Consider the following 23950-nt stretch of genomic DNA (forward strand, 5'->3'; position numbering starts at 1 on the left):
GGTCGCCGCCTTCCCCGCGACCGGCAGGGTGCCGCGCCCGCCGGTGGCGAGGCGAAGGGCGGGTGAGGGTGTGAGGGTGTGAGGGTGAACGGGTGAACGGGTGAACGGGTGAACGGGTGAACGGGTGAACGGGTGAACGGGAAATCTGTGGCACGGCGTCCCGGCGGGCTCGCACCTCAATTCCTTTGCGGACGCGCCACCTCCGTCACATCTTTTGATCGGTCCGCACGAGATCGCCTCCACCCCCGAACATCCGTTGATCCTCCGAACCGAGCGCCTGATCCTCCGCGAGTTCACCGCCGACGACTGGCAGGCCACCTTCGCGTACGAAAACGATCCCCGCTACCTGCGGTTCTACGAACGCGACGAGGTGACGGAGCGCCAGTGCCAGGCGCTCATCTACCAGTTCATCCTGTGGCAGGGCGAGCAGCCGCGCGAAAAAGCCCAGCTCGCCATCACCCTTGCGGATACGGGGGAGCTGGTGGGCAACGTGGGCGTGCGGCGCGAATCGGCAAACGAGCCGGTGGCCGACATGGGCTTTGAGCTGTCGCCGGACTACTGGGGACGCGGCTACGCCACGGAGGCGGCGCGGGCGATGGTGGACTGGGGTTTCGGCGAGTGGTGGCTGGACCGCATCCACGCGCACTGCGTCAGCGAGAACACGGCCTCCGCGCGGGTGCTGCAGCGCGTGGGGATGCGCCTGGAGGTGCGCCTGCGCGATCACCAGTTCTTCCGGGGCCGCTTCTGGGACCTGTCTCTGTACGGGCTTCTCCGCTCCGAGTGGGAGGCGGCCCGCACCCTTTCCGGATGATCCGATGAGCGAATCTGCCTACGCCCGTTCCACCAGGTTTTACGACCTGATCTACGTGGGCAAGCCGTACGAGCAAGAAGCGGAGTTCCTCCATGACCGCATCCAGGCGCACCTGCGCTCCGACGGAAACGCGCTGCTGGACGTGGGATGCGGCACGGGCAGCCACCTGGCCCACCTGCGCCGCCACTACCGCTGCGACGGGGTGGACGTCGACGCCGGCTTTCTCGCCATCGCTCGGGAGCGGTATCCGGACAGCGCGTTCCACCAGCACGACATGGCGGACTTTGACCTGGACCGCCGCTACGACGCGCTCGTCTGCCTGTTCAGCGCCATCGGCTACGTAAAGACGAACGAGCGGCTGCGGCAGACGATGCGCACCTTCGCGCGGCACCTGCTCCCCGGCGGCGTGGCGGTGGTGGAGCCATGGCTTACGCCGGACACGTTCATCCCCGGCCACGTGCGCACCGACACGCCCGAATCACCGCGGTTGAAGGTCGCGCGGATGGTGCACAGCGGCATGCGCGGCGACCTGTCCGTGCTCACCTTCTCGTACCTGATCGGCAGCGCGGAGGGCATCGAGCACTTCGAGGAGCACCACGAGCTGGGCCTGTTCACGACCGAGCAGATGCTGGATGCCATCCACGGCGCCGGCCTGGAGGTGGTGGAGCACGATCCACGGGGGCTCACCGGCCGTGGTTTGTACTTCGCCCGCCAGCCGGGTTAGCGGATTCAGCACATCCGTGTGGGCCGTCTCCCATCCTCACGCAACATCACCCAGCAAAAATAACGGGAAAACGCACGGCCCCGCCCATCCAGTGGAGCATGCCGCGTCTGTTTCCATCCCTCAGCGGCGCCTGCCCTTCTTACGACAACGCGAGGAACCATGTTCGGCCTTGAGATCCTGGACGTAGTGATCGGGCTGATGTTCGTGTACCTGCTGCTGTCCCTGCTTGCCACGGCGTTGAACGAATATGTCTCGGCCGTCCTGAATCTGCGCGGCAGGGAGCTGGCGCGGGGACTCGGCCGGCTGCTGGATGATCTGGATGAGAAGGGTGCGGTGCAGAACGCGCTGGACGGCGTGGGAAAGAAGCTGACTACGAGCAGTGCGCTGCTGACGGAGCAGCTGTACAACCATCGCCTTATCCGCCCGTACGCCACACGGCGTGGACGTTTCGGTCGATTTCTCCTGAAGATTCGCGGCCTGGATGAGAAGCCGCGCCTTCCATCGTACATGCCCGCCCGCACATTCGCGCTCGCCCTGCTGGACATCCTGGGCGTGGATGACAAGGGTCCCAAGCTGGAGAAACTGTTCACCCCTCCAGAGGGAAAGACCCTCGCCGAGGTAGCTGCCGAGGCGGAGAAGAATGCGCTGGACGCCGAAGCCACAGCCGCGAAGGCGAATACCAGGGAAGCCCTGCAGGCCGCCGCCGATGCCAGGCTCACCGCCACCAGGGCCAGGCTGACGCAGGTGCTCGCGGTCCTGCAGCAGCAGTCGTCGCGGGATCTCACCGAACATCTCGGCACGCTGGGCGCGCTGCCGCAGGCCGACAAGCTGGCCAGCGCACTGCAGGTGCAGGTCGCCGGCCTTCTGGCCGATTCACAGACGCAGCTCCAGAAGCTTCACGACGGTGTAGAGATCTGGTTCAACAACTCCATGGACCGCGTGTCGGGCGCGTACAAACGCACCATTCAGGGATGGCTCTTCGCGATCGGGCTGCTGATCGCGTCGTGCTCCAACGCCGACACCATCGACATGTGGCGCCGCCTTGCCACGAACGACACGATCCGCGACGGGATGGCCGCGCGCGCCATCGCCTCCGTCGGCGTGCTCGACTCGGTGTCACGTCCTCCCGTTCAAAGCGGCACGGCCACCACTGGTTCCGCCCCGGGCGCCTCCGGCACTGCTCAGAACTCACCGGCCACGGGTGTTGCCGGCACGCCGCGAGACTCCGTCGCCACGACCGGCGCTCAGACCACAATCGACACGGTTCCGCGCACCAGCGGCGGTGCGGGCAGCGCTGCGCCCGGCGCGGAGAAGGGCGGCGACGCCAATCAGGGCAATGCTTCCGCCAGGACGGATTCCACCAAGACGGATTCCACGAAACCGCGCACTCCTCTGGACAGCGCGCAGTTCAATTACAGGCTGGCACGGGCGCGGCTCGACAGCCTGGAGCTAAAGCTGGGCTGGACGACGGACGACGCGGTACGTGCCCGGTTGATACGCGCCGATTCGACGTCTACCGGCCGGTACGAGCGGAATGCTGCCGGGATCGTGCGGCGTCCTCTCACCTGGATTGAAACGAAGCTGGCGCCAGACAAGCACCACGCGGACCTGTTCCCGTTCGATACCGGTCCGAGTTGGTCCAAGCTGCTGGGCCTGCTGCTCACGGCAATCGCGATCTCACTGGGCGCGCCGTTCTGGTTCGACATGCTGAACAAGGTGATCAGTATCCGCGGAGCCGGCCGCTCGCCGGAGGAGAAGGCCAAGTCTCCACAGGCGCCCGCCAAGCGGGCCGGTGAAGAGCGGCCCAAGTAAGGGCGACGTCCATCCCAAACACAAGAACGGCTGCGCACCTCGCGCAGCCGTTCTCGTTTCGGTCCAGATCTACGTCGCCAGGCCTACAGCACCCGGTCGTACACGCGGTAGCGCTTGTACTTGTCGGCACCCAGCTTTTCCAGGGCGGTGCACATCTCGTGGTTGTCTTCCAGGATCCACGAGCCCTCGGCGCCCGTGTAGCCCTTGCCCACGCCAATCTGCAGCAGCCGCGTGTACATCGCCGCGCCAAGGCCCAGGTGCTGATAGCCGGGCTTCAGGCCCAGGGTAAGCAGGCGCGCCGTGCGGATCTTGCGCTTCTGCCACAGGAACTTGAAGACGCCGAAGGGAAAGAGCTTGCCGTCGGGCAGGTGCTTGAAGGCGCGGTTCAGGTCCGGAAGCGCCAGCAAAAAGCCGATCGGCTCGCCATCCGCCTTTTCGGCCAGCAGCACCAGGTCGGGGTCCACCACCGGCTTCATCTCGCTGGCCATGTGGTTGAACTCCGCCTCCGTCATGGGTACAAAGCCCCAGTTCTGGCTCCAGGCGGCGTTGTACACCTCCTGCACCCTGGCCACCTCGGACTTCAGCTCCTTCATCCGCACGGAGCGGATGGTGACGCCGGCCCGCTGCGACAGTCGCTCCATGGCGTTCCGCAGCCGCTCGGGGATGTCGGGCCCGATCCAGTACGCCACCAGGTCCTTGGTCTTTTCCATCCCCGCCGCGTCCATCAGCCCGCCGTAGTACCGCGGGTTGTGCGACATCATCACCGCCGGCGGCGTGTCGAACCCGTCGATCAGCACCCCGGGCGAGCTGAACTCGTCGTTGGTGGAAAAGTTCATGGGCCCGCGCATCAGGTCGCGGCCGCGCGCGCGCAGCCACTCCGCCGCCGCGTCCAGCAGCGCCGCGGCCACCCCGGCGTCGTCGATGCACTCGAAGAAGCCGAAGAAGCCGGTGCGGTCGTCGTGGAACTGGTTGTACTGGTGGTTTACGCAGGCGGCGACGCGGCCGATCACCTCGTCCCCGCGCTCTGCAAGGAAGTAGGCGACGTCCGCGTGCTGGTGAAACGGGTGCTTCTTTCGATCCAGCACCGGCTCCAGCGCCATCCGCAGCGGTGGCACCCAGTGGGGGTCGCCCGCGTTGATCTTCCACGACAGGTCGATGAAGGGCTTCATCGAAGCGCCGTGCGGGATCTCGCGGATGCGCACGTCCCGCGCGGCGGAGGGTGCCGCGGGCGCCGCGCTGCTCACGCGGCCGCCCCCACGATCCCCAGCTGCCGGCCCACGCGCTGGAAGGCGTCCAGCACCCGGTCCAGCTGCTCGCGCGTGTGCGTGGCCATCACCGAGGTGCGCAGCCGGCACGCGTTCTCCGGGACGGCCGGCGGCAGCACGGGATTGGTGAAGATCCCGGCATCGAACAGCGCGCGCCAGAAGATGAAGGTCTTTTCCATGTCGCCCGACGACACGGGGATGATGGGCGTCTCCGAGCCCACCGTGTCGAAGCCCAGCGAGTTCAGGCCGCCGCGCAGGTAGTCGGCGTTCTCCCACAGGCGCTGGCGGCGCTCGGGCTCCTGCTCCATCACGTCCAGGCAGGCCAGCACGGTGGCCACGGCCGAGCCGGGCATGGAGGCGCTGAAGATGAGCGGCCGCGAGTGGTGCTTAAGGTAGTGGATCACGTCCTCCGGCCCCGCCACGGCCCCGCCGATGGAGGCGAACGACTTGGAGAAGGTGATCATCGTCAGGTCCACGCGGTCCTGCAGGCCGTAGTGCTCGGCCGTGCCGCCGCCGTTGGGGCCCAACACACCCACGGAGTGCGCGTCGTCCACCAGCAGGCGGGCGCCGTACTCGTCCTTGATGTCGACCAGCGTGGGCAGGTCGACGATGTTGCCTTCCATGCTGAACACGCCGTCGGTGGCGATCAGCACGCCGTTGGCGTCACGGTTGCGCTCCAGCAGCCGGCGCAGCGCGCCCATGTCGGCGTGGGCGTAGCGCGCCAGCTCGCCGGCGGCCAGCTGCGCACCGTCCAGCAGGCAGGCGTGGTTCAGCCGGTCCTGCACGACGACGGCCCCGCGCGTGACCAGCCCGCCAATGATCCCCAGGTTGGTCTGGTACCCGGTGCTGAACACCAGCGCCGCCTCGGCGCCCATCAGGCTCGCCAGGCGCCGCTCCAGCTGCTCGTGCAGGTCGAGGGTGCCGTTCAGAAAGCGGCTGCCGGTGTTGCCGGTGCCGTAGCGGAACAGCGCGTCGCGGGCCTTCTCCAGCACGTAGGGGTGATGGGTAAGGCCCAGGTAGTTGTTGCTGCCCACCATGATCTTGGTCTCGCCGCGGATCACCACCTCGGTGTCGTGGCTGGCCTCGATGGGCTGAAAGTACGGATACAGGCCGCGGTCCATCATCTCGCGCGCCGCCGTGAACCGGCGGCACTTGTCGAACAGGTCCACGGTCTTCCGCACGGTTTCCTCGATCGTCGCCATCAAACCCATCCGTGTTCCTGGTACCAGCGGGCGGTGCGGGCTATGCCCTCCGCCAGCGGGGTGGCCGTGCCCGGCGGCAGCAGCGCGTCCAAACCTCGCAGGTCGCACAACCACGCGGGGGCCAGCATTTCTTCGGCCTTTTCGCGGTTGAACACGCCCAGTCCACCGAACCATCCGGCCACCGTTCCCGCCCCGCGCACCAGCGCCGGCGGCAGCGGCACGCGTACGGGCCGTGTCCCCAGCGCCGCGGCGATGTTGCCGACCACGCTCTGCCAGGGGTGCTCCACCGGCTCCGCGACGGCGTAGGTGCCCGGGGGCGCGTCGGCGGCACGCTGCACGGCGGCGGCAAGGTCCTCCACGTACACCATGTGCGTGCGCAGGCCGGGCCCCGCGGGCGCGGGGGCAAGGCGGCGCTTCACCAGGCGAAAGTAGGGGAGAAGGGCGGTGTCGCCGGGTCCGTACACCGGCGGCGCGCGCAGGATGACGGCCTGTACGCCGTCCCGTTCGGCCTCGCGCACCGCGGCCTCGCCCAGCAGCTTGGTGCGCCCGTACGCGGTAAGCGGCTCGGGGGTTTCGTCCGTGCCGCGCGGGCGGCCGTGGCGCGCGGGGCCGCAGGCGGCGTACGAGCTAAGGTACACCAGCCGCCGGGGCCGCGCGGAGGCGGAAAGTACCCCGCGCACGACGTTGCGGGTTCCCTGCGCGTTGGCCCGCACGAACGGCGCTTCGCCCCGCGCGATGGTGAGCGCGGCCAGGTGGAACACGGTGTCGGCGCCGCTGGCGCCTTCGCGGATGGCGTCGACCGCGTCCAGGTCGCCCACGATCCGCTCGGCACCCACCTCGTCAAGCAGGCGGGTGTCGCTGGTGGCCCGGACCAGGGCGCGCACCTTCCACCCCGCCGCGGCCAGCCGCCGGACCAGGTGCCCGCCGACAAAGCCGGTGGCCCCGGTGATCAGTGCGATTCGGCTCATGGACTGTGCAGCAAGATGCACGGCTGTGGACGAAAACGCAACGATCCGCGGCCCGTTTCCGGCGCCCCGGCAATGAAAAGGAGGATCCGGCGAGGCCGCCTGATCCTCCGTGCGCTCGTGTCCGGCTCCGGCGCCCGTCTCCGGGACTGCCCGGCTGGCCGCAAACCTAGCCCTGATGCGGGGTTGTGTCAACCCGAACACCGCTTGTGGGTCGGACGTTTGTTAGGATTTCCGGAGAGGACCGGCACCCGCGTGGGAGTGCTGAAGCCGCCGCAACAACGGCGGAAAGCCCCACAAACTGCGTGGGGCTTCTACGGATCGAAGGACACTGACGTCGCCTCGCGCGGACCCCTCCCTGGCTCACGCCTGCTCCGTTTGGGGGCGCTGGATCGAAGGTCAGCTTCGGTCGACGGCGCGGATGGCGGGGTACCCGTCGCTCGTCGTGAGGTGGTACGAGCGCTGCCCGGCCAGTGCGGTGCGGGCAGACCAGAACGGAAGGCGGTGCGTGTAGAGGTATTGCCCGCTCCGTGCGTCGTACACGTCCTCGATGCGTCCCGCGGCTTTCGATTCGCCACCAAAGGGCACGATCAGCCGATCTGAGACCACGAACGCACCACGCGCGCCTGACTGCTTTTTCGACAGCTGCTGCATCGGCCGGCCGTGCACTTCCGTCCACTCCGGGACCGGCAGCTCCATCGCTTCCACATACGCGTGTGCCGGTCCGAACCGGTCCGCTTCCAGCCGCGCGAACCCGCGCCCCAAGGCAAGGGCCAGCATGCAGCCCTTGCCATCCGGAAGTGCGGCGACATCCGACTGTACGGCCAGAGCCTCCGCGTCGTGGAGGTCGGCCCAGGGCAGGCGGAAGCGCTGGAGGACGGCACCGCTACGGGCGAGCCGCACGACGGGAAACCCCGCAGTGGTCAGGATCGTGACCACGATGGTCGAGTCGGCCAGCGGACAAAGCGAAACCGGATAGCCGATCCCGCGCAACGGCACGCTGCCGCGGAATTCGCCCTTCCGGTCGAGGACCGCAAGCCGGTCGTTGGTGGGATCGGCAACGATGATCTCGTCCAGCGGCGACAGCGCTAAAGCAGACGGTGCGCGGAATTCACGAGGCCCGCTTCCCGTACGGCCAGCCGTCCACACGGTGGAGCCGTCGACGGCGGATAACGCGACTACGCGGCTTCCAGCGGCGTCGAGCGCGTACACATTCCTCGCGTCTGCAATCAGGGAAACCGGCGCCAGGAGCGTAGTGTCGGACTCGGTCCCCCCTCGCGTCCAGGCGGTCCGCGCCTGCACGTCGCGAAAGCTCCGGCCCATGGGTGAACCGTCGGCCCGGTCACCACCGCCACAACCCGTGCAGGCGAGCAGCATGGTCACGGCGCACGAGCTGAGAACGGACTTCGTCATGAGCGGGGAAGTTGCGGGGTAGGCTCGGCCGCAGGCGAGGGCGCCGCGTGTTCGGGAAGCTCTCGAGCGAGCCCCTAATATTACGTCCCCTAGCGAGCTTATCCTAGCGTATCGATCATCCGTCCGCAGCACGCTGCCTGGGTCCCGATGCCGCGGCTACAATCCGCGCAGGCGGATTTCGTGATTTTCCAGCCGCGGTTTCAAACGCCGAGACGGAGCCGGCCACTCACACCCGGTTCGCCTTCAGCTCGTCCAGCGGATAATGGGTGCCGCGCCACTCGATGCCGCGGTTCACCAGTGCGTATATGGTGGCGTTCCAGACGACGAAGATGAACATCGCGCTGGCGACGGGCCACAGCACCGCATGCCACACCGGCGAGCCCTGCGCGGCGGCGGAACCGGCGTACATCAGCAGCAGGATGCCGATGGCCGCGGCGTACAGAATCCGCGTCGGTCCATCCGTCACCCACACGGCGATGAACGGCCAGATGAAGAACAGCAGGTGCGCAAGGGTGGCGAAGATCACCATCGACATCCGGTAATCCACCCCCGCAAAGCCGTTCTTGCGCAGCCCGCGCACCGCCTCGCGCACGCTGTGGTACCACTCCACGGAGATCTGCCCGGCGCCGGCCGCCATCTCCTGCACGCCGCCGTTCTTCTTGATCAGCTTGCCCAGCTTCAGGTCGTCGTCGGGGCGCATGGCGATGGCCTGGTGCGTCCCGACGCGGCGGTAGGTGTCGGCGCGCACCAAGTTGAACGCGCCGATGCCGATGTGCGCCCTGCTGCGCGGGTTGCGCGCCTTCCACGGCCGGGTAAAGAACGCGAACATGATGGTAAAGACGATCCCGAACGCCTTGAGCAGCGCGCCCGGCATGATCACCATCGGCGCCACGGTCAGGTGGTCCAGCCCCTCGCGCTGCAGGTAGCCGGCGGCGCGGAGCACCGTATCCGGCTTCATCACCACGTCGGCGTCGGTGAACAGCAGCAGCTCGCCGCGCGCGGCCGCCGCGCCCAGCCAGAGGGCGTGGTTTTTTCCCAGCCATCCCGCCGGCAGCTCGGTGACGTGAACCACGTGCAGGCGGGGATTCTCGGCGGCGATGCGGTCCAGAATGGCGCCCGTGGAATCATCCGAGCGGTCGTCGACGGCAACCACCTCGATGCGCTCCCCCTGCTGATGCAGGACGGAGCGCAGCGCGGGCTGGATCCCCCGCTCCTCGTTGCGCGCGGCGATCACGATGGAGACGGACGGCAGGGTCGCGGCGTCCGCGGGCGCCAGCAGGTGCAGCTGCTTGAGGCTGCGGCCGCCGCGCGCCAGCTCCACAAAGGCGACGGCAAAGCCCGCCACCGCGGCGGCGGCCAGCCAGAACAGGATGGATTCGATCATCGGATGGGGCTTCATGCGTCCCGAGCACTCCGGTAGGCGGAGCGGCGGCCGGGGAGTGTATCGCACGCCGGGTGCCCCGGCCACCGTGGCAGGCGCGCACCACATCGGGGCAGATGTGCCCCGCTCCCACCCGCAAACCCGGCGCGTCCGGAACACGAAAACGGAGCTTCCTAGCTCCTGAAACATCGTCGTAAACGCATGTAGATCGAACAGTTACAGGCACCCCCACGAACCACCCCCGGACGCCGGCAAACAGGTGGGACGGGCGGGGAACGATCCGTGCAAACAGGCACCCCCCGGTCCACCTGCTCCACCGTGTCCCCCCATCTGAGCAACGTCCCATGGAACGCGCATCCGGTACGGTCAAGTGGTTCTCGCAGGAGAAGGGTTTCGGCTTCGTCACCCGGGATGACGGTACCGACATCTTCGTGCACCACAGCGGCATCTCGGGCCGCGGCTTCAAGACCCTGGAACAGGGCGAGGCCGTGGAGTTCGAGGTCATCGAAGAGCCCAAGGGGCTCAAGGCCGCCAACCTGGTGCGCCTGAACGCGCCCGAGGGCGGCGACCAGCCGGCGGACGTTGGCCAGGGCGGCGGCTACGGTGGGGGCGGGTACGGCGGCGCTGATCGCGGCGGCTACGGCGGCGGCAGCCAGGGTGGATACGGCGGTGGGGGTGGCGGTGGATACAACCGCGGCGGTGGCGGCGGCGGGCGGGGCAACAGCGGCGGCCGTGACAGCGGCTGGGGCGGCGGCAACGGGGGCGGCGGCCGCGGTGGCCGGCGCGACTACGGCGCTGGCGACGACTGGTAGCAGGCACCTGCATGGACGGCTGGGACCGGACGCCCCGCCGCTCGCGATGACGAGCGGCGGGGTTCCGTGCATCCTGAAGGGGAAGAACGGCGAAGGGTGCAGAGGAACGGGGAACAGCCAGAGGAACAGGGGAATCCAGTCTTCCTCCGTTCCTCTGGCTTTTCCCCGTTCCTCTGTACCCTTCCTCCGTTGCCGGATCAGGCCGCCGCGCGCTCGGCCGGTCGTGCGCCGTTGACCAGCGGAATCACCTCTTCGGCAAAGCGCTCCATCTCCTCCAGCTGCGGAGAGAACTGAAGCAGCAGCAGGTCCAGCCCCGCGCGCTCGAACTCCAGGATGCGCTCCGCCACCTGCTCCGGCGTGCCCACCAGGCCGCTCTTGAGGCCGCGGTTGCTCACGGAGTAGTCCTCCAGGCTTACCCGCTGCTCCAGCTGCGTGTTGCCGATCCAGTCCTGGTAGTTGGCGTAGCCGCGCGCGCTCTGCTGTACGTCCGTGATCCGCGCCACCTCGGCCCGCGCCTGCACCTCCGTCCCCCGCACCACCGCGTACCCCGCCGCGCCAAACCGCATGGGCCCCAGCCCCAGCCGCTCCCGCCGCTCGCGCATGTCGGCCACCTTGGCGCCGATCGTCTCCGGCGGGTCGCCGTGGGTAAGCCACGCGTCGCACTTCTGCGCGATCAGCGCCTTGGCCGCGGGGCTCTCGCCGCCGGCGTAAAGGGTGGGGCGCGGGCGGCGGGCCGGCTTGGGCTCCAGGATGGCGTCATCCGCCGTGTAGTACGTGCCGCTGTAGGAAAAGCGCGGCTGCGTCCACATCCCGTCCACCACGTCCAGCCACTCGCTGGTGCGGGCGTAGCGGTCGTCGTGCTGATCGAACTGCACGCCGTACTGCTTCGCCTCCGTCGCCCACCAGCTCGACACCACGTTCAGCGACAGGCGGCCGCCGCTGATGCGGTCGATGTTGGCGGCCTGTTTGGCCAGCAGCGTGGGCGAGTGAAAAGTGGGGCGCACGGCGGTCATGATCTCCAGCCGCTCCGTGACCGCCGCCAGTGCCGCGGTGGTGCTCCACGCGTCCAGCGACGGCGCTTCCATCCCCTTGATGTCGTTCAGGTTCAGCTCCGCCACCAGCGTGAGGTCAAAGCCGATCTGCTCGCTGCGCTGGGCCAGCTTCTTCGCATACGACCAGGTGGCCTCCATCCCCTCGTCGTCCACGTTGCGCAGCCAGCCGCCAAAGACGGGGAGCCAGTATCCAAAGCGCATCAGGCCGCCTCCCTTTCCGCGCCGGCGGCCACCGCGGCGGCCGCCTCGCGCTCCAGCCAGTCCGCCAGCAGCGCGAACGGATCGAAGCCCACCACGTTGGGCGCGTCCGCCACGAAGTTGCTGAGCGCGTTGACGTCGTAGTAGTACAGCTGTCCGTCGCGGCTGTCGATCATGTACTCGATGCCGCCCACCTCGATTCCCGCCGCCGCCATGATGCGCTCCACCGCCTCGATCACCGGGCGCGGCGGCTCGTAGCCCTCCACGCGCAGCCCGCGTTTGGGGGCGTCGACCGCGCAGATCTGCGCGTCCAGCTCGGCGCCGTCCACGCGCTGGCACACGTCCGCGGGGCACAGGTCAAAGCTGGTTCCCGGCGTGTAGATGCGGATGCCGTAGATGTACTTGCCGCCGACGACCTCCACGCGGACGATGCGGCTTTCCTCCTGGGGAATGAACTCCTGCACCAGCGCGGTGCTGTCGATCCCCAGGTCCAGGTCCGTCTCCGCCGCCTGCCGGAGCGCCTCGGGCGTATCGAACTTGCGCACCCCCGCGCCGCTGCCGCCGATGTTGGGCTTGACCGCGATTGGCCAGCGCAGCCCCTGGGCCGCGGCCGGCGCCTGCTCCGGGCGGTGGATGACGCGGGCCCGGGGGTACGGCAGCCCCAGCGACTCGATGAGCGACAGCTGCGCCGCCTTGCTGATCTCGTTGCCGAACGCCTCCGTCCCGTTCACCACGCGAATGCCGCGGCGCTCCAGGTGAGCCAGAAACGCCTGCGTGTAGAAGATGGCGTTGCCGCGGCCGCGCAGGTACGCGCTGGGGCTCATGCGGTTGAACACCAGCGAGTACGCCGGCTGCTCCGCGGGGTCGAACACGTGCTCGTCGGCGTGCAGCTTTACGTACGGCGTGCCGCGGCGGTCCAGCTCCGCGAAGAGCGGCTTGAACCACTCCGGGTGCTCGTAGAAGATGCCGATGGGCCGGTTGGCCGGTACTGTGGACATGGGACGCGTTCTCCGTGCGCCGGGTAAACAAAAAAAGCCGCGACTCCGTTCCGGGGAGTCGCGGCTGCGGTCTCTGCGTCGGGTAGCCGGGATCAATCCCGGCCGGTCAGGTCAGCTTTCAACCCGTGCCCGTACGCCAATGCCGTCGCCTGCCCTCCCCATGGTGCGGGAGCGCATCCAACAACAATGGCACATGCGCGCGGCGCGGTCGATTAGCATAGCACTAAGATATTCACCTGCGCACCGCAGCGCAACCCAAGCGGCAGGAAAGGCACGCCCACCATGCCCGTGGCGACGGAAAAAGGGAACGGATTGAACACCGCGCAATATCCCTATACCATTTGGGTTCGGACAGACCTGGGGACGACGAAACAGTCTCTTGACATTGCCATGCCTCCTAGGTCATAATGACTTTCGAGGCATGGGCACAGGACGGAGGGTGCTGGAATGGAGGTGCCCAAGCGTGAACGCCTCGATGAATTTTTTCGAAGACTGCTCGCGTCTCCGGGTGCGGGCTCGGCCGACGAAGCCCTGACGCAGCTGGCCCAGATCCTGGATGCGGTCGAGGACGAGATGAGCGGAGTTCCCAACAGCCCTGAGAACTGGCAAAGCGACCAGAGGATCTATCCACCCCAACGTGACGCCGCTCGTGCGGTACCCGGGCATCCCCAGATGACGCGATTCCGAAGTCGCCGGCATAATACATACGTCGGAGAGAATGGATCGATCGAGATCGTTGCGCTGAGCGACCGGATCGAGGTTCGAAAGCCGGGGCTGGATGGGCACGGCGTATGGGAGCTCGACTGAAATCCCGGAGTGGAAAAATGGAAGACAGGATGAACGAGCTCGAGCATCTCACAGAGCGCCTGGCGGCGCGGTTTCCCACCGCATGTTTGACCATCGACCGGCCGGATGCGGCGTCAGGAGGATGGTTTCTCGACGCTACGTTGCAAGGCCATCTCGTCGTCGTGGAATGGAGGACGGACCGCGGATTCGGCGTCTCTACTCCGTCGGAAGACGACTACGGCGCAAAACCGGACGAGGTCTATCGAACCGTCGACGCGGCATATAGTCGCGTCGTGGAGCTTCTGCTCAGCCAGACGCCCACCAAACCACCGGTGCGGGCCACGCTCCCGGAGCTTCGCGGAGCGCGGAAGCTGTCCCAGGCGGAGCTCGCCAACCGGCTGTCGATCAACCAGGGTGCGTGCTCGCGGATGGAGCGGCGAAGCGACATGCTGATCGGCACCCTTCGCAACGTGGTCGCGGCCATGGGCGGCGAGCTTTACCTTGTGGCTCGATTTCCCGACGAAACGGTCTACATCGACCTTGAGTCCGTCGATACGCGCAACGGAAGCAAGCCCGTGGACACCGCGGCCGCATAGGCCGAACGCCTCCCGGGCACATTGCACCACAACGCAAGCGGGCGCCCGGCGACGAAGCGCCCGTTTGTGTTCCGCGGCCGCACGGCACCGGCGACGAACGACATGGAGACGCACGCATGGAAGCGATCAACCTGGCCCAGAAGCTTTCGCTGTTCAGCGACCACTGGCACCCGCGCATCGTGGGCGAGCTGAACGGGCAGCACGTAAAGCTGGCCAAGCTGCAGGGCGAGTTCGTCTGGCACGACCACGCGGACGAGGACGAGCTGTTCCTGGTGCTCAAGGGGCGCCTGCGGATGGAGTTCCGCGACCGCACGGTCGAGTTGGGCGAGGGGGAGGTGCTGATCGTGCCGCGCGGCGTGGAGCACCGGCCCATCGCGGACGACGAGGTGCACGTGCTGCTGTTCGAGCCCGCGTCCACCAAGCACACGGGCGACGTGGAGCACGCGCTCACGAAGCACGACCTGCAGCGCATCTGATGCGCGTCCGCATCATGCGGTGGCGGCTGCTGATCCTGCTCCTGGCGTGCGTGGCCGCGGCGGCGCCGGGGCGGGCGGCGGGGCAGGATCCCGATTCCGCGCGCGCCGTGCTGGGACGCCCCGGCCTGTGCCCCGGCGCGCACGTGCAGATCTCCACCACCTTCGGCGAGCGGTTCCGTGGCGTGTGCGTGCTGCAGGATGCGCGGCTGCTGGTGGTGCGGGGGGACTCGGCGCAGCCGGTGCTGTACACGGCCGTGGACAGCATCTGGATGCGCGCGCCGGCGACGCGCAGCGGCACCATCACCGGCGCGTGGGTGGGCGCGGGCGTGGGCGGTGCGCTGGGCGCGCTGTACATCGCCGTGTTCTGCGACTATGCGTGCGGGGACGACGTGAGGGCGCACACCCTTGGCGGCGCGGTAGGCGGGGGTCTGGCCGGCGCGCTGGTCGGCCGGCTGATCGGAGGCGAGGTGCGCGTATGGAGACGGCTGTATCCCCGCTGATGCCGTCGCACCCTCCATCCGCGGGAGGCGGTGAATGAGCCAGGGGCCGGAGCAGGTGCGCGCCTTTTACGACGCCGTGGCGCCGGAGTACGCCGAGCAGTTCGCGGGCGAGCTGGCGGACAAGCCGCTGGACCGCGCGCTGCTGGAGCGTTTCGCCGCGGAGGTGCGCGGTGCCGGGCCGGTGTACGACCTGGGCTGCGGATCGGGCGGGCAGACGACGGCGTTTCTGCACGCGCTGGGCGTGGACGTGCGCGGGATGGACCTGTCGCCGCGGTGCGTGGCGGAGGCACGGCGGCGGCATCCGGAGATCGCCTTTGAGACCGGCGACATGCTGGCGCTCCCGCTGGTGAACGGGAGCGCGGCGGGGATCGTGGCCTTCTACGCCATCGTGCACTTCTCGCCGCAGCAGCTCCGTACGGCGCTTGGGGAGATGCACCGGGTGTCGCGGCCCGGCGCGCCGCTGCTGATGGCGTTCCACGTGGGCGATGACGTGGTGCACGTGGACGAGATGTTCGGCCACCGCGCATCCGTGGACTTTCGCTTCCACCGGGTGGAGGACGTAGAGGCCGCGCTGCACGGCGCCGGATTTGAGCAGGTGGAGCCGATCGTCCGCGATCCGTATCCCTTCGTGGAGCATCCCACCCGCCGCGCCTACGTTTTCGCGCGGCGCCCCGCGAACCCGGCGTAACTCCGCGCGAATCCCCGGTGGAAGCGGCCCGGCTTGCCATCAGGTGCCGGCGGTGAAACATTTGATGTTTCCCCTTCGAATCATCCATCCATGAAAACACGCCTCCTCGTCGTGGCCGCCATGCTGGCCGGCGCCGGCGATCTGCACGCCCAGGGTGCGGCGGCGGATACGATCCCCGCATGTGCGGAGGGCGGCATCTCGCGGCTGGCGGTCACCGTGCCGCCGGGCCAGACGCGCGAAGAGATGGTGCAGGCGCTCAACGCCAGCGGCGCGCTGCCGGCCGGGACGCAGGTCCGCATCCTGGAGAGCGACCAGAAGCCGGAGATCCTGAACCGCGAGCGCTTCCGCGAGCTGGTGGAGATGTACATCCACCGCTTTCTGCGCGCGGGGATGCAGGTGGACGGCGAGGCCACCACGCTGGTGCGCATCGACGCGAACGGGCGGGTGGTGAACGTGGATGCAGCCTCCGGAAATCGGGACGTGGACGCGGAGCTTCAGCGCCTGTGGCGCCAGGCGCGCTTCGCGCCGGTGCTGGTGGGCTCGTGCCGCGCGCCCGCGTACCTGCACCTGACCTTGCGCTTTGCCTCGGACTTTGACGACGCGTGGCGCGAGACGCAGGTCCGGGTAACGCCGTGATCCGCGCGCGCCTGCTGGCCGTGGTGGCGGCCGCCGCGCTGGTCTTTGCGGCGCCGGCGGCGGCGCAGCAGATGGACTCGGCGCGGGCGGAGCAGTGGCTGGGCGCGCTGTGCCCGGGCGAGCGCGAGGTGCTTGTCGCCACGGCCTCCGGCCAGCGGGTGCGGGGCCTCTGCGGACCCATCGAGAGCACGCAGCTGCGCATTGGACGCGGAACGCGGGAGCAGGTGGTGCCGTTTGCCGCGGTGGACAGCGTCTGGGTGCGGCAGCGCGACTCCGGCCCCGGCGCAACGACAGGCGCGCTGATCGGCGCGCTCGGTCTGGGGGGCGCGGGGCTGCTGCTGGGACAGGGGCTGTGCGAGGGAGCCGGCGACGAGTGCGTGGATGGATCCCTGCTTCTGGGCGTGACGGGCACCGCGGTGGGAGGCACCGTGGGCGCGCTGCTGGGCGCCGTGGGAGGCCACGCTACGCGGACGTGGCGGCGAATCTATCCCTGGTAATTGAAAGCGGGCTCCGCTGATGGCAGCGGAGCCCATTCCTACAGCCGTTGATTCTTGAGACGCGGTTCTTCCCCTGTACTTCCGCGCCCGGTCATCCTGAGGGAGCGCCGCGCGAAACCGTACCCTGCACCGCCCTTTGCGCGCGACCGAAGGACCTTCTTTCCGCCACCGTAGGGCATGCGCTTGAGCGAAGATCCGGCCTCTCAGCCCTGCCGGCAAGGTCCTTCGGTCGGCGCCAACCTGCGTCGTAGGAACAGGATGCAGCGTGGCGCCTCCCCTCAGGATGACTGAAAACAGGCGCTGGCGTTGTAGCGGGCATCCGTTGATCGAAGCGCTCAGAGGCGCCGGCCTCCGCGGCGGCGGTGGAGGGCGTGCAGCAGCACCAGCAGGATCAGCGCGCCGATGAACGCCGTGAAGATGGTGCCCGCCAGGCCGCTGAACGGGGTGGTCACCCCCAGCTGGCGAAAGAGCCATCCGCCCACAAAGGCGCCCACGATCCCCACCACGATGTCGCCGATCAGCCCCACCCCGCCCACGATCAGCCCCGCCAGCACGCCCGCCACCAGGCCCACGATGATCCACGTCAGAATGTCCATCGTCCGTCCTCCCTCCGTGTGAGTGTCCGCCCCAATCTGTGCCTTGCCCATCGACGCGCCACGGCTCCGCCTCGTCACGGAAAGCCGGCGACGGGAATCTTCCGCCTGCCCTTCGCTGTAACAGGAGCGGCGAGTTGCCCCATCCCACCAGATCGGCCGTGGGAGCGCGGACAGGCACGGATTGCGGTACATGCAAGAACCTTGTCACACCCGGGGCGAAGGCCGGGGTCGTGTTACAGGCATCGACGAGATGGGAGGATGCGATGGACTGGAAGCCGTACGATCCCGCCTGGCTCGCGGAGTGGGCCCGCGCGAACGTGCCGGAGGAGCCGTGGCTGGCGGATGCGCTCGCGCGCTGCACCCGGGCGATGGAGGGCGGGCGGGCGTACGTGTACTTCGTGGACCCGGCGAATGCCAACCAGCCCGGCGCCGAGTGGCAGATCGAGCGGTCGCTGACGCTGCACCATCCGAAGGAGGGCACCCTGGTGCTCGACGTGCTCGCCGGTCGGCGCGTGGGCGGAATCGAGTTCCTGTCGCGGCTCTGATCCCCGGGGCGATCGGCGCGCCTGCCCCCGTCCGGATCTTGCGTGGGTCGCTTCGCGATCGAGGACCCGCCGTTACGGAAACCGTTCCGGATCTCGCGATGAAGCTCATCCAGCGCCTCTTGCCCGTCCTGCTGGTGGCCGCCGCCGCCGGATGCACGCGATGGGCGCCCCCGCGCGCGATGCCGGCACCGGAGGAGGCAACGGTCACGTACGCCTCCGCCCGCGTAACTCCCCGAACCACGGGGAGGATGATGGTGATGCACAGGGTGCGGGTCACGCCGGACAGCGTGATCGGCCGGGGAGAAGGGGCGCCGGACCCGTCGGGCCTGCTGCGCGCGAACGGCCAGCGCGTGGCGCTGCACCGAAGCGAGGTGCTGCTCTTTGAGCCCGGCGAGCCCGATTTCTGGGCTACGGTGGGGGGAGCCGTGTTGACCGGGCTCGTGGCGTTGGGTCTGTACACGCTCCACGCCGTCAGCCAGAGCGGCTGAACCCCCTTCCCCACGATGATCGAAGCCCCGCCCAGCGAGCACGCGCGCGCCGGACGGGGCTTCTGGCATCTTTCGGCTACCGCTGTGTCAGCCGCCGACGGCCGACCGGGCGGCGCGGCTCCAGCGGAACAGAGCGGCCAGCGCATCGTGCAGCTCGTCCAGCTCCTGGGCACTTACCTGGCACTCCGCCGCATAGCGAAAGACGATTTGCGGCGTCACGGCCGCCAGCGGAACGTCGCCCGCGGCGCCGTGCAGCCACCCGGACAATCCATCCAGCGCATCCTCTTCCTGCCGCCGCGCCCAGGGCGCCGGCCGGTCCGCGCGGTGCAGATATGCCGCCACCGCATCGTCAAACATCGTCATCGCCTTTTGCCTCCGCTGCGTTCCATGTCATGCGTGTCGACAGGGAAAGCTGAACGCCACCGTGTACGGCGTGGCCCCGGGTTGGTCGAAGATTTGTAACAGGTCAGCGGGAAACGTGTTTCGGTGAGAGGGGAGGCGCCGCGACGGTGACCCTCCCCCGCCCTCTTCGCTCCGTTCCTGGCGAAGAGAGGAGGATCCGATCGCTCCGGAAGGTGCCGTGGCACCCCCCCGGGCTTCCGCCCCTGCTCCTTCCGTGGCGGCTCGCGTCCATCATCAAACCCTTGACGACGGCGCCAGCGCGGTGTATCCTCGCTGCAGGAAATTTAAGCTACTCTAAAAATCGACTTTGCAGAGATGTACAAATCTCGTGGACGAGGGATGGCACGGAGGGTGGGGCGGCTGCTGGGTGCGCTGGCGTGCGCCGTGGCGGCCGGCTCCTGCGCGCCGCCGGATCCGCCGCAGGAAGAGGGGCGGGTGAACGTCGTCGCCACCATCGGGATGATCCGGGACGTGGTGGAGAACGTGGGTGGCCAGCACGTGCGCGTGGTGGGGCTGATGGGGCCCGGCGTGGACCCGCACCTGTACAAGGCCAGCGAAGGCGACGTGCGCCGCCTGTTCCGCGCCGACGTCATCTTTTACGGCGGCCTGCACCTGGAGGCCCGCATGGGCGAGGTGCTGGAGGAGATGGGCGGCCGCACCGCCGTGGCGGCGGTCACCACCGGCATCCCGGTCGACCAGCTTCTTTCCCCGCCGGAGTTCGAGGGCGCGCACGATCCGCACGTGTGGTTTGACGTGCGCCTCTGGGCGTACACGGTAGACGTGGTCGCGCAGACTCTGGCCAAGCGGGACCCGGCCCACGCCAGCGACTACTTTGCCAACGCGCAGCGCTACCAGGCGCAGCTGCGGGAGCTGGACCAGTACGTCCGCGCGCAGGCCGCGCTGGTGCCCCAGGAAAAGCGCGTGCTGATCACCGCGCACGACGCCTTCAACTACTTCGGGCGGGCGTACGGATTTCAGGTGCGCGGGCTGCAGGGGATCAGCACCGCGGCCGAGGCGGGAACGGCCGACGTGCAGGAGCTGGCGGAGTTCATCGCCACACGCCGCATCCCCGCCGTCTTTGTGGAATCGTCCATCCCGCGCCGCACCATCGAAGCGGTGCAGGAGGCGGTGCGTGCCCGCGGCTTCGACGTGCAGATTGGCGGGTCGCTGTACTCCGACGCCATGGGCAACCCCGGGACGCCCGCGGGCACGTACCAGGGAATGGTACGCCACAACATCGACACCATCGTGCGCGCGCTGCTGCGCGAGCCGTGATCCAGGCGAGAGAAAGCATGATGCACGAGGCGACACCGGCCATCGAGGTGAACGACCTTACGGTGGCCTATCGTGAAAAACCGGTGCTGTGGGACGTGGACCTGCAGGTGCCCGGGGGGGTGCTGATGGCCATCGTGGGCCCCAACGGCGCGGGCAAGTCCACGCTCATCAAAGCCGTCCTGGGCCTGGTGCGCACGGCGGCGGGGCAGGTGCTGGTGCATGGGCGGCCGTACGCGGAGCAGCGCAAGCTGGTGGCGTACGTGCCCCAGCGAGGCAGCGTGGACTGGGACTTTCCCACCAGCGTGCTGGACGTGGTGATGATGGGGTGCTACGGCTCGCTGGGGTGGCTGCGGCGGCCGGGAAAGAAGCAGCGCGAGGCGGCCATGGCGGCGCTGGCGCAGGTGGCCATGCAGGATTTTGCCGAGCGGCAGATCTCGCAGCTCAGCGGCGGCCAGCAGCAGCGCGTGTTCCTGGCCCGCGCCCTGGTGCAGAACGCCGGGCTGTACCTGATGGACGAGCCGTTCCAGGGCGTCGACGCCAAGACGGAGCGCGCCATCGTCACCGTGCTGCAGCAGCTGCGCGAGGCGGGCAAGACCGTCGTCGTCGTCCATCACGACCTGGAGACGGTGCCGGAGTACTTTGACCAGGTGCTGCTGCTGAACGTGCGCCGCATTGCCTGCGGCCCGGTGGACGAGGTGTTCACCGAAGAGAACCTGCGCCTCACCTATGGCGGCCGGGTTCCCTTTCTTCAGCGGCGCAACGGCCACGCGGAGGCGATGGACGACTCGCCCAGCCTTCAGGCGGCGGCGGACTGAGGCGCGGACTGAGGCAGGGCAGTGCTTCGGCGGGCGGGCGCGTCGGGCGGTTGAAACCGCGGCTGGAACGTCACGAAGTCTGCCTGCGCGGACTGTGCGCCGCCACCTGCCTGGCGCGATCGAACCTCCCCTCTCCCGCGCAGTTTGCGGAGAGGGGCCGGGGGTGAGGGGTCCGCGCGCAGCCCGACGCTGTAAGACCCTGCGCTCGATGCAGATCCGGAAACGCACTTTCGCATTTTCGCACTTTCGCACTTTCGCACTTTCGCACTTTCGTACTTTCGTACTTTCGTACTTTCGTACTTTCGTACTTTCGCACTCCGTCCATGCAGCTTCCCGACCTCTTCGGCGACTACACGCTGCGCACCGTGGCGCTGGGCGCGGCCGCGCTGGGCGCCACCAGCGGCTCGCTGGGCTCGTACGCCGTGCTGCGCAAGCAGAGCCTGCTGGGCGACGCCATCAGCCACGCCGCGCTCCCCGGCATCGCCCTCGCCTTTCTGCTCACCGGCAGCAAGGCGCCGCTCGTCCTGGTGCTGGGCGCGGCGGCCGCGGGGTGGCTGGGGACGCTGCTGGTCATGCGCATCGTCAACGCCACGCGGGTCAAGGAAGACAGCGCGCTGGGCATCGTCCTCTCCGTCTTCTTTGGTTTCGGACTCGTCCTGCTGACGTACATCCAGAAGCAGCCGGACGCCAGCCAGGCCGGCCTGGACCGCTTTCTCTTTGGCCAGGCGGCCACGCTGCTGCACCGCGACGTCATCATGATCTCCGTGCTGGGCGGCATCGCCGTGACCGTGGCGGCGCTGTTCTGGAAGGAGTTCAAGCTGCTTTCGTTCGATCCTGACTTCGCGGCCAGCATGGGCTTTTCCGTGCGCTGGCTGGACGTGCTGCTGACCTCCGTGCTCGTCCTTTCCATCGTCATCGGCCTGCAGACCGTGGGCGTGGTGCTGATGAGCGCCATGGTGGTCGCCCCCGCCGCCGCCGCGCGCCAGTGGACGGACCGCATGGGCACGATGGTGATCGTGGCCGGCGGCGTGGGCGCGCTGGCGGGCGTCAGCGGCGCCGTCATCAGCTCGCTGGGCGAGCACGTGCCGACGGGGCCCACCATCGTCCTTTGCCTGACGGTGATCGTCCTGGTTTCCCTGGCGTTCGCGCCCAACCGGGGCCTCGTCTGGGAGTGGGTGCGGCAGGCGCGCAACCGGCGGCAGCTGCACGTGACGGCGGTGCTGCGCGACCTGAACGCGCTGTCGGTGCAGCACGGCGGGCACGACCACGTGCACACCAGCGCCGTGCTCGAGGCCATGCACCCCGGCGCGCGGCATGAGCTGCAGGCGCTGGCGGAGCGGGGCTGGGCGCGCAGGACGGGCGCGGACGGCTGGTCCATCACCGCTGAGGGCAAGAACGAGATGGACCGCCGCGGCGGCAACGGCGAGGAGGAGAGCTGATGGGTCCCGAACAGGAGATCCAGTGGATCGCGGCCGTCACCGCCGCGGCGTGTGCGCTCCCCGGCGTGTTCCTGGTGCTGCGCCGCATGTCGCTGATGAGCGACGCCATCAGCCACGCCATCCTGCTGGGCATCGTCCTCGCCTTTTTCGTCACCGAGAACATCGCCTCGCCGCTCCTGGTGCTGGCGGCGGCGCTCACCGGCGTGCTGACGGTGTCGCTGGTCGAGGTGCTCAACCGCACGCGGCTGGTCAAGGAAGACGCGGCCATCGGCCTGGTGTTTCCCGCGCTCTTCAGCCTGGGCGTGATCCTGATCTCGCGCTACGCGGGGAACGTGCACCTGGACGTGGACGCCGTGCTGCTGGGCGAGCTGGCGTTTGCGCCCTTCAACCGGCTGGTGATCGGCGGCACGGACCTGGGGCCGCGCACGCTCTGGCTGATGGGGATCGTGCTGCTGCTGAACGCCAGCTTCATCCTGGCGTTCTACAAGGAGTTGAAGCTGACGACGTTCGACGCGGCGCTGGCCGGCGCGCTGGGTTTTGCGCCCGGGCTGATCCACTACCTGTTCATGACGCTCGTAAGCGTGACGGCGGTGGGTGCGTTCGATGCCGTCGGCTCCGTGCTGGTGGTCGCGCTGATGATCGCGCCGCCCGCCTCGGCCTACCTGCTGACGGACCGGCTGCCGCGGATGATCGGCATCAGCATGCTTCTGGGCGTGGTGAGCGCGCTGGCGGGGTACTGGATGAGCTACCTGCTGGACGTGTCCATCGCGGGGTCCATGGCCACGATGACGGGCGTCGTCTTTCTGCTGGTCTTTTTCTTCGCGCCGGAGCGGGGGCTGCTGGCCATCGCGCGGCGGCGGGCGCGGCAGCGGTGGGCGTTCGCGCAGACCATGCTGGCCATCCACCTGCTGAACCACGAGCAGTCGCCCGACGCCGACGTGGAAAGCCGCGAGGCGCACCTGCACGAGCACCTGCGCTGGCAGCCGGACTTCGCCCGCCGCGTCGTCCGCGGCGCCGAGCGCACGGGCCTGCTTACCCGCGCGGACGATCAGCTGGCGCTGACGGAGCGTGGGCGGACGGCTGCGCGCGAGGCGGTGGGGATGGTTGGGTGAAGGGGTGAACGGGTGAAGGGGTGAACGGGTGAACGGGAAAAGGCTCCGGATGTGGCATCCGGAGCCTTTCGCAATCGCCTTCCGTACCCTGGCTCCCGCTCAGGAACCTGTTGCCCGCTTCTTCTCCAGCGTCCGGATCAGCCAGTACTCGCGCGAGGAAGCGTCGGCGGGCGGATTGGGCACCTCGCGCCAGCCCACCAGCAGCATGTACGCGTAGCCGGGCTCGTAGGTAAAACCCTGAATCTGGTCGTAGAAGTTGAGCCACTCGCCCTCCCGGCTTTCCCGCACCAGCATGCACTGCCGTTCGTACATCCCATGGCAGGTACGTGTATACGGCGCCACATACAGCGTCTGCTGGTCCGGTCCCTCTACAATGTCCACCGGCGCCTGCAGGGGGTTGCACGCGGCGAACAGGAGTGCGGCGATCGGCAGATGGATACGGAGCAGGCGCATGGATCGGCTTGGC

Annotated in this window: 27 protein-coding genes; 17 read left to right on the top strand and 10 right to left on the bottom strand. The window is 68.6% G+C overall.

The genetic code is table 11. The features are described from left to right. Positions 1-256: 256 nt before the first annotated feature. From ACOJUJ_RS11395 to ACOJUJ_RS11405, 3 genes are all read left to right on the top strand, one after another. Positions 257-811 carry a GNAT family N-acetyltransferase gene (locus ACOJUJ_RS11395; protein WP_420126995.1) on the top strand — a complete coding sequence of 185 codons (555 nt, stop codon included), beginning with the start codon at positions 257-259 and terminating at the stop codon, positions 809-811. Between the two features lie 4 nt (positions 812-815). Further along, a complete protein-coding gene (locus ACOJUJ_RS11400) occupies positions 816-1535 on the top strand; it encodes a class I SAM-dependent methyltransferase (protein ID WP_420126996.1) in 720 nt (239 codons plus the stop codon). Between the two features lie 159 nt (positions 1536-1694). Continuing rightward, positions 1695-3347 carry a hypothetical protein gene (locus ACOJUJ_RS11405; protein WP_420126997.1) on the top strand — a complete coding sequence of 551 codons (1653 nt, stop codon included), beginning with the start codon at positions 1695-1697 and terminating at the stop codon, positions 3345-3347. An 83-nt stretch (positions 3348-3430) separates the two neighbouring features. On the opposite strand, the gene ACOJUJ_RS11410 is transcribed toward ACOJUJ_RS11405, so the two are convergent. The 5 genes from ACOJUJ_RS11410 to ACOJUJ_RS11430 all read right to left on the bottom strand — a co-directional run bounded on the left by ACOJUJ_RS11410 (position 3431) and on the right by ACOJUJ_RS11430 (position 9576). Continuing rightward, positions 3431-4591 (bottom strand): GNAT family N-acetyltransferase, encoded by a 1161-nt coding sequence (locus tag ACOJUJ_RS11410; RefSeq protein ID WP_420126998.1) that lies wholly within the window; start codon positions 4589-4591, stop codon positions 3431-3433. Then, on the bottom strand, positions 4588-5814 hold the full coding sequence (locus tag ACOJUJ_RS11415; RefSeq protein ID WP_420126999.1) for an aminotransferase class I/II-fold pyridoxal phosphate-dependent enzyme: 1227 nt from the start codon (positions 5812-5814) through the stop codon (positions 4588-4590). The genes ACOJUJ_RS11410 and ACOJUJ_RS11415 overlap by 4 nt, the downstream gene beginning before the upstream one ends. Continuing rightward, on the bottom strand, positions 5814-6782 hold the full coding sequence (locus ACOJUJ_RS11420) for an NAD-dependent epimerase/dehydratase family protein (RefSeq protein WP_420127000.1): 969 nt from the start codon (positions 6780-6782) through the stop codon (positions 5814-5816). Before ACOJUJ_RS11420 ends, ACOJUJ_RS11415 begins: the two co-directional genes overlap by 1 nt. A 396-nt stretch (positions 6783-7178) precedes the next feature. Further along, positions 7179-8192: a PQQ-binding-like beta-propeller repeat protein gene (locus ACOJUJ_RS11425; RefSeq protein ID WP_420127001.1), complete on the bottom strand. Its 1014-nt coding sequence runs from the start codon at positions 8190-8192 to the stop codon at positions 7179-7181. 226 nt (positions 8193-8418) lie between these two features. After that, positions 8419-9576 carry a glycosyltransferase gene (locus ACOJUJ_RS11430; protein ID WP_420127002.1) on the bottom strand — a complete coding sequence of 386 codons (1158 nt, stop codon included), beginning with the start codon at positions 9574-9576 and terminating at the stop codon, positions 8419-8421. A gap of 341 nt (positions 9577-9917) precedes the next feature. Between ACOJUJ_RS11430 and ACOJUJ_RS11435 the strand changes: the two genes are divergently transcribed. Continuing rightward, on the top strand, positions 9918-10385 hold the full coding sequence (locus ACOJUJ_RS11435; RefSeq protein WP_420127003.1) for a cold-shock protein: 468 nt from the start codon (positions 9918-9920) through the stop codon (positions 10383-10385). A 197-nt stretch (positions 10386-10582) separates the two neighbouring features. On the opposite strand, the gene ACOJUJ_RS11440 is transcribed toward ACOJUJ_RS11435, so the two are convergent. Together ACOJUJ_RS11440 and ACOJUJ_RS11445 are read right to left on the bottom strand one after the other, a co-directional pair. After that, positions 10583-11638, bottom strand: a complete 1056-nt coding sequence (locus tag ACOJUJ_RS11440) for an LLM class flavin-dependent oxidoreductase (RefSeq protein ID WP_420127004.1) — start codon at positions 11636-11638, stop codon at positions 10583-10585. Next, positions 11638-12633, bottom strand: coding sequence for an ATP-grasp domain-containing protein (locus ACOJUJ_RS11445; RefSeq protein ID WP_420127005.1), 996 nt, complete (start codon positions 12631-12633; stop codon positions 11638-11640). The genes ACOJUJ_RS11440 and ACOJUJ_RS11445 overlap by 1 nt, the downstream gene beginning before the upstream one ends. Before the next feature lie 447 nt (positions 12634-13080). On the opposite strand from ACOJUJ_RS11445, the gene ACOJUJ_RS11450 reads away from it, so the two are divergent. From ACOJUJ_RS11450 to ACOJUJ_RS11480, 7 genes are all read left to right on the top strand, one after another. Continuing rightward, on the top strand, positions 13081-13440 hold the full coding sequence (locus tag ACOJUJ_RS11450; protein WP_420127006.1) for a hypothetical protein: 360 nt from the start codon (positions 13081-13083) through the stop codon (positions 13438-13440). Positions 13441-13469: 29 nt separating this feature from the next. Further along, on the top strand, positions 13470-14015 hold the full coding sequence (locus tag ACOJUJ_RS11455; RefSeq protein ID WP_420127007.1) for an XRE family transcriptional regulator: 546 nt from the start codon (positions 13470-13472) through the stop codon (positions 14013-14015). Positions 14016-14131: 116 nt separating this feature from the next. After that, complete coding sequence (locus tag ACOJUJ_RS11460) at positions 14132-14491, top strand: cupin domain-containing protein (RefSeq protein ID WP_420127008.1); 360 nt, start codon at positions 14132-14134, stop codon at positions 14489-14491. After that, positions 14491-14991 (top strand): hypothetical protein, encoded by a 501-nt coding sequence (locus ACOJUJ_RS11465; protein ID WP_420127009.1) that lies wholly within the window; start codon positions 14491-14493, stop codon positions 14989-14991. The genes ACOJUJ_RS11460 and ACOJUJ_RS11465 overlap by 1 nt, the downstream gene beginning before the upstream one ends. Before the next feature lie 34 nt (positions 14992-15025). Beyond that, a complete protein-coding gene (locus ACOJUJ_RS11470) occupies positions 15026-15679 on the top strand; it encodes a class I SAM-dependent methyltransferase (protein ID WP_420127010.1) in 654 nt (217 codons plus the stop codon). Between the two features lie 90 nt (positions 15680-15769). Next, positions 15770-16315 (top strand): energy transducer TonB family protein, encoded by a 546-nt coding sequence (locus ACOJUJ_RS11475; protein WP_420127011.1) that lies wholly within the window; start codon positions 15770-15772, stop codon positions 16313-16315. Continuing rightward, positions 16312-16812: a hypothetical protein gene (locus ACOJUJ_RS11480; RefSeq protein ID WP_420127012.1), complete on the top strand. Its 501-nt coding sequence runs from the start codon at positions 16312-16314 to the stop codon at positions 16810-16812. The genes ACOJUJ_RS11475 and ACOJUJ_RS11480 overlap by 4 nt, the downstream gene beginning before the upstream one ends. Positions 16813-17147: 335 nt before the next feature. On the opposite strand, the gene ACOJUJ_RS11485 is transcribed toward ACOJUJ_RS11480, so the two are convergent. Beyond that, positions 17148-17408 (bottom strand): GlsB/YeaQ/YmgE family stress response membrane protein, encoded by a 261-nt coding sequence (locus ACOJUJ_RS11485; RefSeq protein ID WP_420127013.1) that lies wholly within the window; start codon positions 17406-17408, stop codon positions 17148-17150. A 263-nt stretch (positions 17409-17671) separates the two neighbouring features. Between ACOJUJ_RS11485 and ACOJUJ_RS11490 the strand changes: the two genes are divergently transcribed. Beyond that, positions 17672-17953, top strand: coding sequence for a hypothetical protein (locus ACOJUJ_RS11490; protein WP_420127014.1), 282 nt, complete (start codon positions 17672-17674; stop codon positions 17951-17953). Positions 17954-18051: 98 nt separating this feature from the next. After that, entirely contained in the window at positions 18052-18441 is a 390-nt protein-coding gene (locus tag ACOJUJ_RS11495; protein ID WP_420127015.1) for a hypothetical protein, read from the top strand. 87 nt (positions 18442-18528) lie between these two features. Here the strand turns inward: ACOJUJ_RS11495 and ACOJUJ_RS11500 are convergent, their stop codons facing one another. Continuing rightward, a complete protein-coding gene (locus tag ACOJUJ_RS11500; protein ID WP_420127016.1) occupies positions 18529-18804 on the bottom strand; it encodes a hypothetical protein in 276 nt (91 codons plus the stop codon). A gap of 378 nt (positions 18805-19182) precedes the next feature. Between ACOJUJ_RS11500 and ACOJUJ_RS11505 the strand changes: the two genes are divergently transcribed. From ACOJUJ_RS11505 to ACOJUJ_RS11520, 4 genes are all read left to right on the top strand, one after another. Next, positions 19183-20118 carry a metal ABC transporter solute-binding protein, Zn/Mn family gene (locus ACOJUJ_RS11505; RefSeq protein ID WP_420127017.1) on the top strand — a complete coding sequence of 312 codons (936 nt, stop codon included), beginning with the start codon at positions 19183-19185 and terminating at the stop codon, positions 20116-20118. Between the two features lie 20 nt (positions 20119-20138). After that, positions 20139-20933 carry a metal ABC transporter ATP-binding protein gene (locus tag ACOJUJ_RS11510; RefSeq protein WP_420127018.1) on the top strand — a complete coding sequence of 265 codons (795 nt, stop codon included), beginning with the start codon at positions 20139-20141 and terminating at the stop codon, positions 20931-20933. A 323-nt stretch (positions 20934-21256) separates the two neighbouring features. Further along, the gene (locus ACOJUJ_RS11515) at positions 21257-22372 is read left to right on the top strand and encodes a metal ABC transporter permease (RefSeq protein ID WP_420127019.1); all 1116 of its coding nucleotides are present in this window, start codon (positions 21257-21259) and stop codon (positions 22370-22372) included. Further along, positions 22372-23484, top strand: a complete 1113-nt coding sequence (locus tag ACOJUJ_RS11520; protein ID WP_420127020.1) for a metal ABC transporter permease — start codon at positions 22372-22374, stop codon at positions 23482-23484. The genes ACOJUJ_RS11515 and ACOJUJ_RS11520 overlap by 1 nt, the downstream gene beginning before the upstream one ends. Before the next feature lie 99 nt (positions 23485-23583). On the opposite strand, the gene ACOJUJ_RS11525 is transcribed toward ACOJUJ_RS11520, so the two are convergent. Further along, a complete protein-coding gene (locus ACOJUJ_RS11525; protein ID WP_420127021.1) occupies positions 23584-23937 on the bottom strand; it encodes a DUF4377 domain-containing protein in 354 nt (117 codons plus the stop codon). Positions 23938-23950 lie beyond the last annotated feature (13 nt).

The sequence above is a fragment of the Longimicrobium sp. genome, from assembly GCF_048594345.1.
Lineage (GTDB): Bacteria > Gemmatimonadota > Gemmatimonadetes > Longimicrobiales > Longimicrobiaceae > Longimicrobium.

Bases quoted from the DNA above. Each gene is read 5' to 3' on its own strand.
- ACOJUJ_RS11400 (WP_420126996.1), top strand. From the start codon at position 816: ATGAGCGAATCTGCCTACGCCCGTTCCACCAGGTTTTACGACCTGATC.
- ACOJUJ_RS11500 (WP_420127016.1), bottom strand. From the start codon at position 18,804: ATGACGATGTTTGACGATGCGGTGGCGGCATATCTGCACCGCGCGGAC.
- ACOJUJ_RS11515 (WP_420127019.1), top strand. From the start codon at position 21,257: ATGCAGCTTCCCGACCTCTTCGGCGACTACACGCTGCGCACCGTGGCG.
- ACOJUJ_RS11460 (WP_420127008.1), top strand. From the start codon at position 14,132: ATGGAAGCGATCAACCTGGCCCAGAAGCTTTCGCTGTTCAGCGACCAC.
- ACOJUJ_RS11510 (WP_420127018.1), top strand. From the start codon at position 20,139: ATGCACGAGGCGACACCGGCCATCGAGGTGAACGACCTTACGGTGGCC.
- ACOJUJ_RS11415 (WP_420126999.1), bottom strand. From the start codon at position 5,814: ATGGCGACGATCGAGGAAACCGTGCGGAAGACCGTGGACCTGTTCGAC.
- ACOJUJ_RS11495 (WP_420127015.1), top strand. From the start codon at position 18,052: ATGAAGCTCATCCAGCGCCTCTTGCCCGTCCTGCTGGTGGCCGCCGCC.
- ACOJUJ_RS11505 (WP_420127017.1), top strand. From the start codon at position 19,183: ATGGCACGGAGGGTGGGGCGGCTGCTGGGTGCGCTGGCGTGCGCCGTG.
- ACOJUJ_RS11440 (WP_420127004.1), bottom strand. From the start codon at position 11,638: ATGCGCTTTGGATACTGGCTCCCCGTCTTTGGCGGCTGGCTGCGCAAC.
- ACOJUJ_RS11445 (WP_420127005.1), bottom strand. From the start codon at position 12,633: ATGTCCACAGTACCGGCCAACCGGCCCATCGGCATCTTCTACGAGCAC.
- ACOJUJ_RS11455 (WP_420127007.1), top strand. From the start codon at position 13,470: ATGAACGAGCTCGAGCATCTCACAGAGCGCCTGGCGGCGCGGTTTCCC.
- ACOJUJ_RS11525 (WP_420127021.1), bottom strand. From the start codon at position 23,937: ATGCGCCTGCTCCGTATCCATCTGCCGATCGCCGCACTCCTGTTCGCC.
- ACOJUJ_RS11470 (WP_420127010.1), top strand. From the start codon at position 15,026: ATGAGCCAGGGGCCGGAGCAGGTGCGCGCCTTTTACGACGCCGTGGCG.
- ACOJUJ_RS11485 (WP_420127013.1), bottom strand. From the start codon at position 17,408: ATGGACATTCTGACGTGGATCATCGTGGGCCTGGTGGCGGGCGTGCTG.
- ACOJUJ_RS11465 (WP_420127009.1), top strand. From the start codon at position 14,491: ATGCGCGTCCGCATCATGCGGTGGCGGCTGCTGATCCTGCTCCTGGCG.
- ACOJUJ_RS11475 (WP_420127011.1), top strand. From the start codon at position 15,770: ATGAAAACACGCCTCCTCGTCGTGGCCGCCATGCTGGCCGGCGCCGGC.
- ACOJUJ_RS11405 (WP_420126997.1), top strand. From the start codon at position 1,695: ATGTTCGGCCTTGAGATCCTGGACGTAGTGATCGGGCTGATGTTCGTG.
- ACOJUJ_RS11425 (WP_420127001.1), bottom strand. From the start codon at position 8,192: ATGACGAAGTCCGTTCTCAGCTCGTGCGCCGTGACCATGCTGCTCGCC.
- ACOJUJ_RS11450 (WP_420127006.1), top strand. From the start codon at position 13,081: ATGGAGGTGCCCAAGCGTGAACGCCTCGATGAATTTTTTCGAAGACTG.
- ACOJUJ_RS11490 (WP_420127014.1), top strand. From the start codon at position 17,672: ATGGACTGGAAGCCGTACGATCCCGCCTGGCTCGCGGAGTGGGCCCGC.
- ACOJUJ_RS11520 (WP_420127020.1), top strand. From the start codon at position 22,372: ATGGGTCCCGAACAGGAGATCCAGTGGATCGCGGCCGTCACCGCCGCG.
- ACOJUJ_RS11430 (WP_420127002.1), bottom strand. From the start codon at position 9,576: ATGATCGAATCCATCCTGTTCTGGCTGGCCGCCGCCGCGGTGGCGGGC.
- ACOJUJ_RS11420 (WP_420127000.1), bottom strand. From the start codon at position 6,782: ATGAGCCGAATCGCACTGATCACCGGGGCCACCGGCTTTGTCGGCGGG.
- ACOJUJ_RS11435 (WP_420127003.1), top strand. From the start codon at position 9,918: ATGGAACGCGCATCCGGTACGGTCAAGTGGTTCTCGCAGGAGAAGGGT.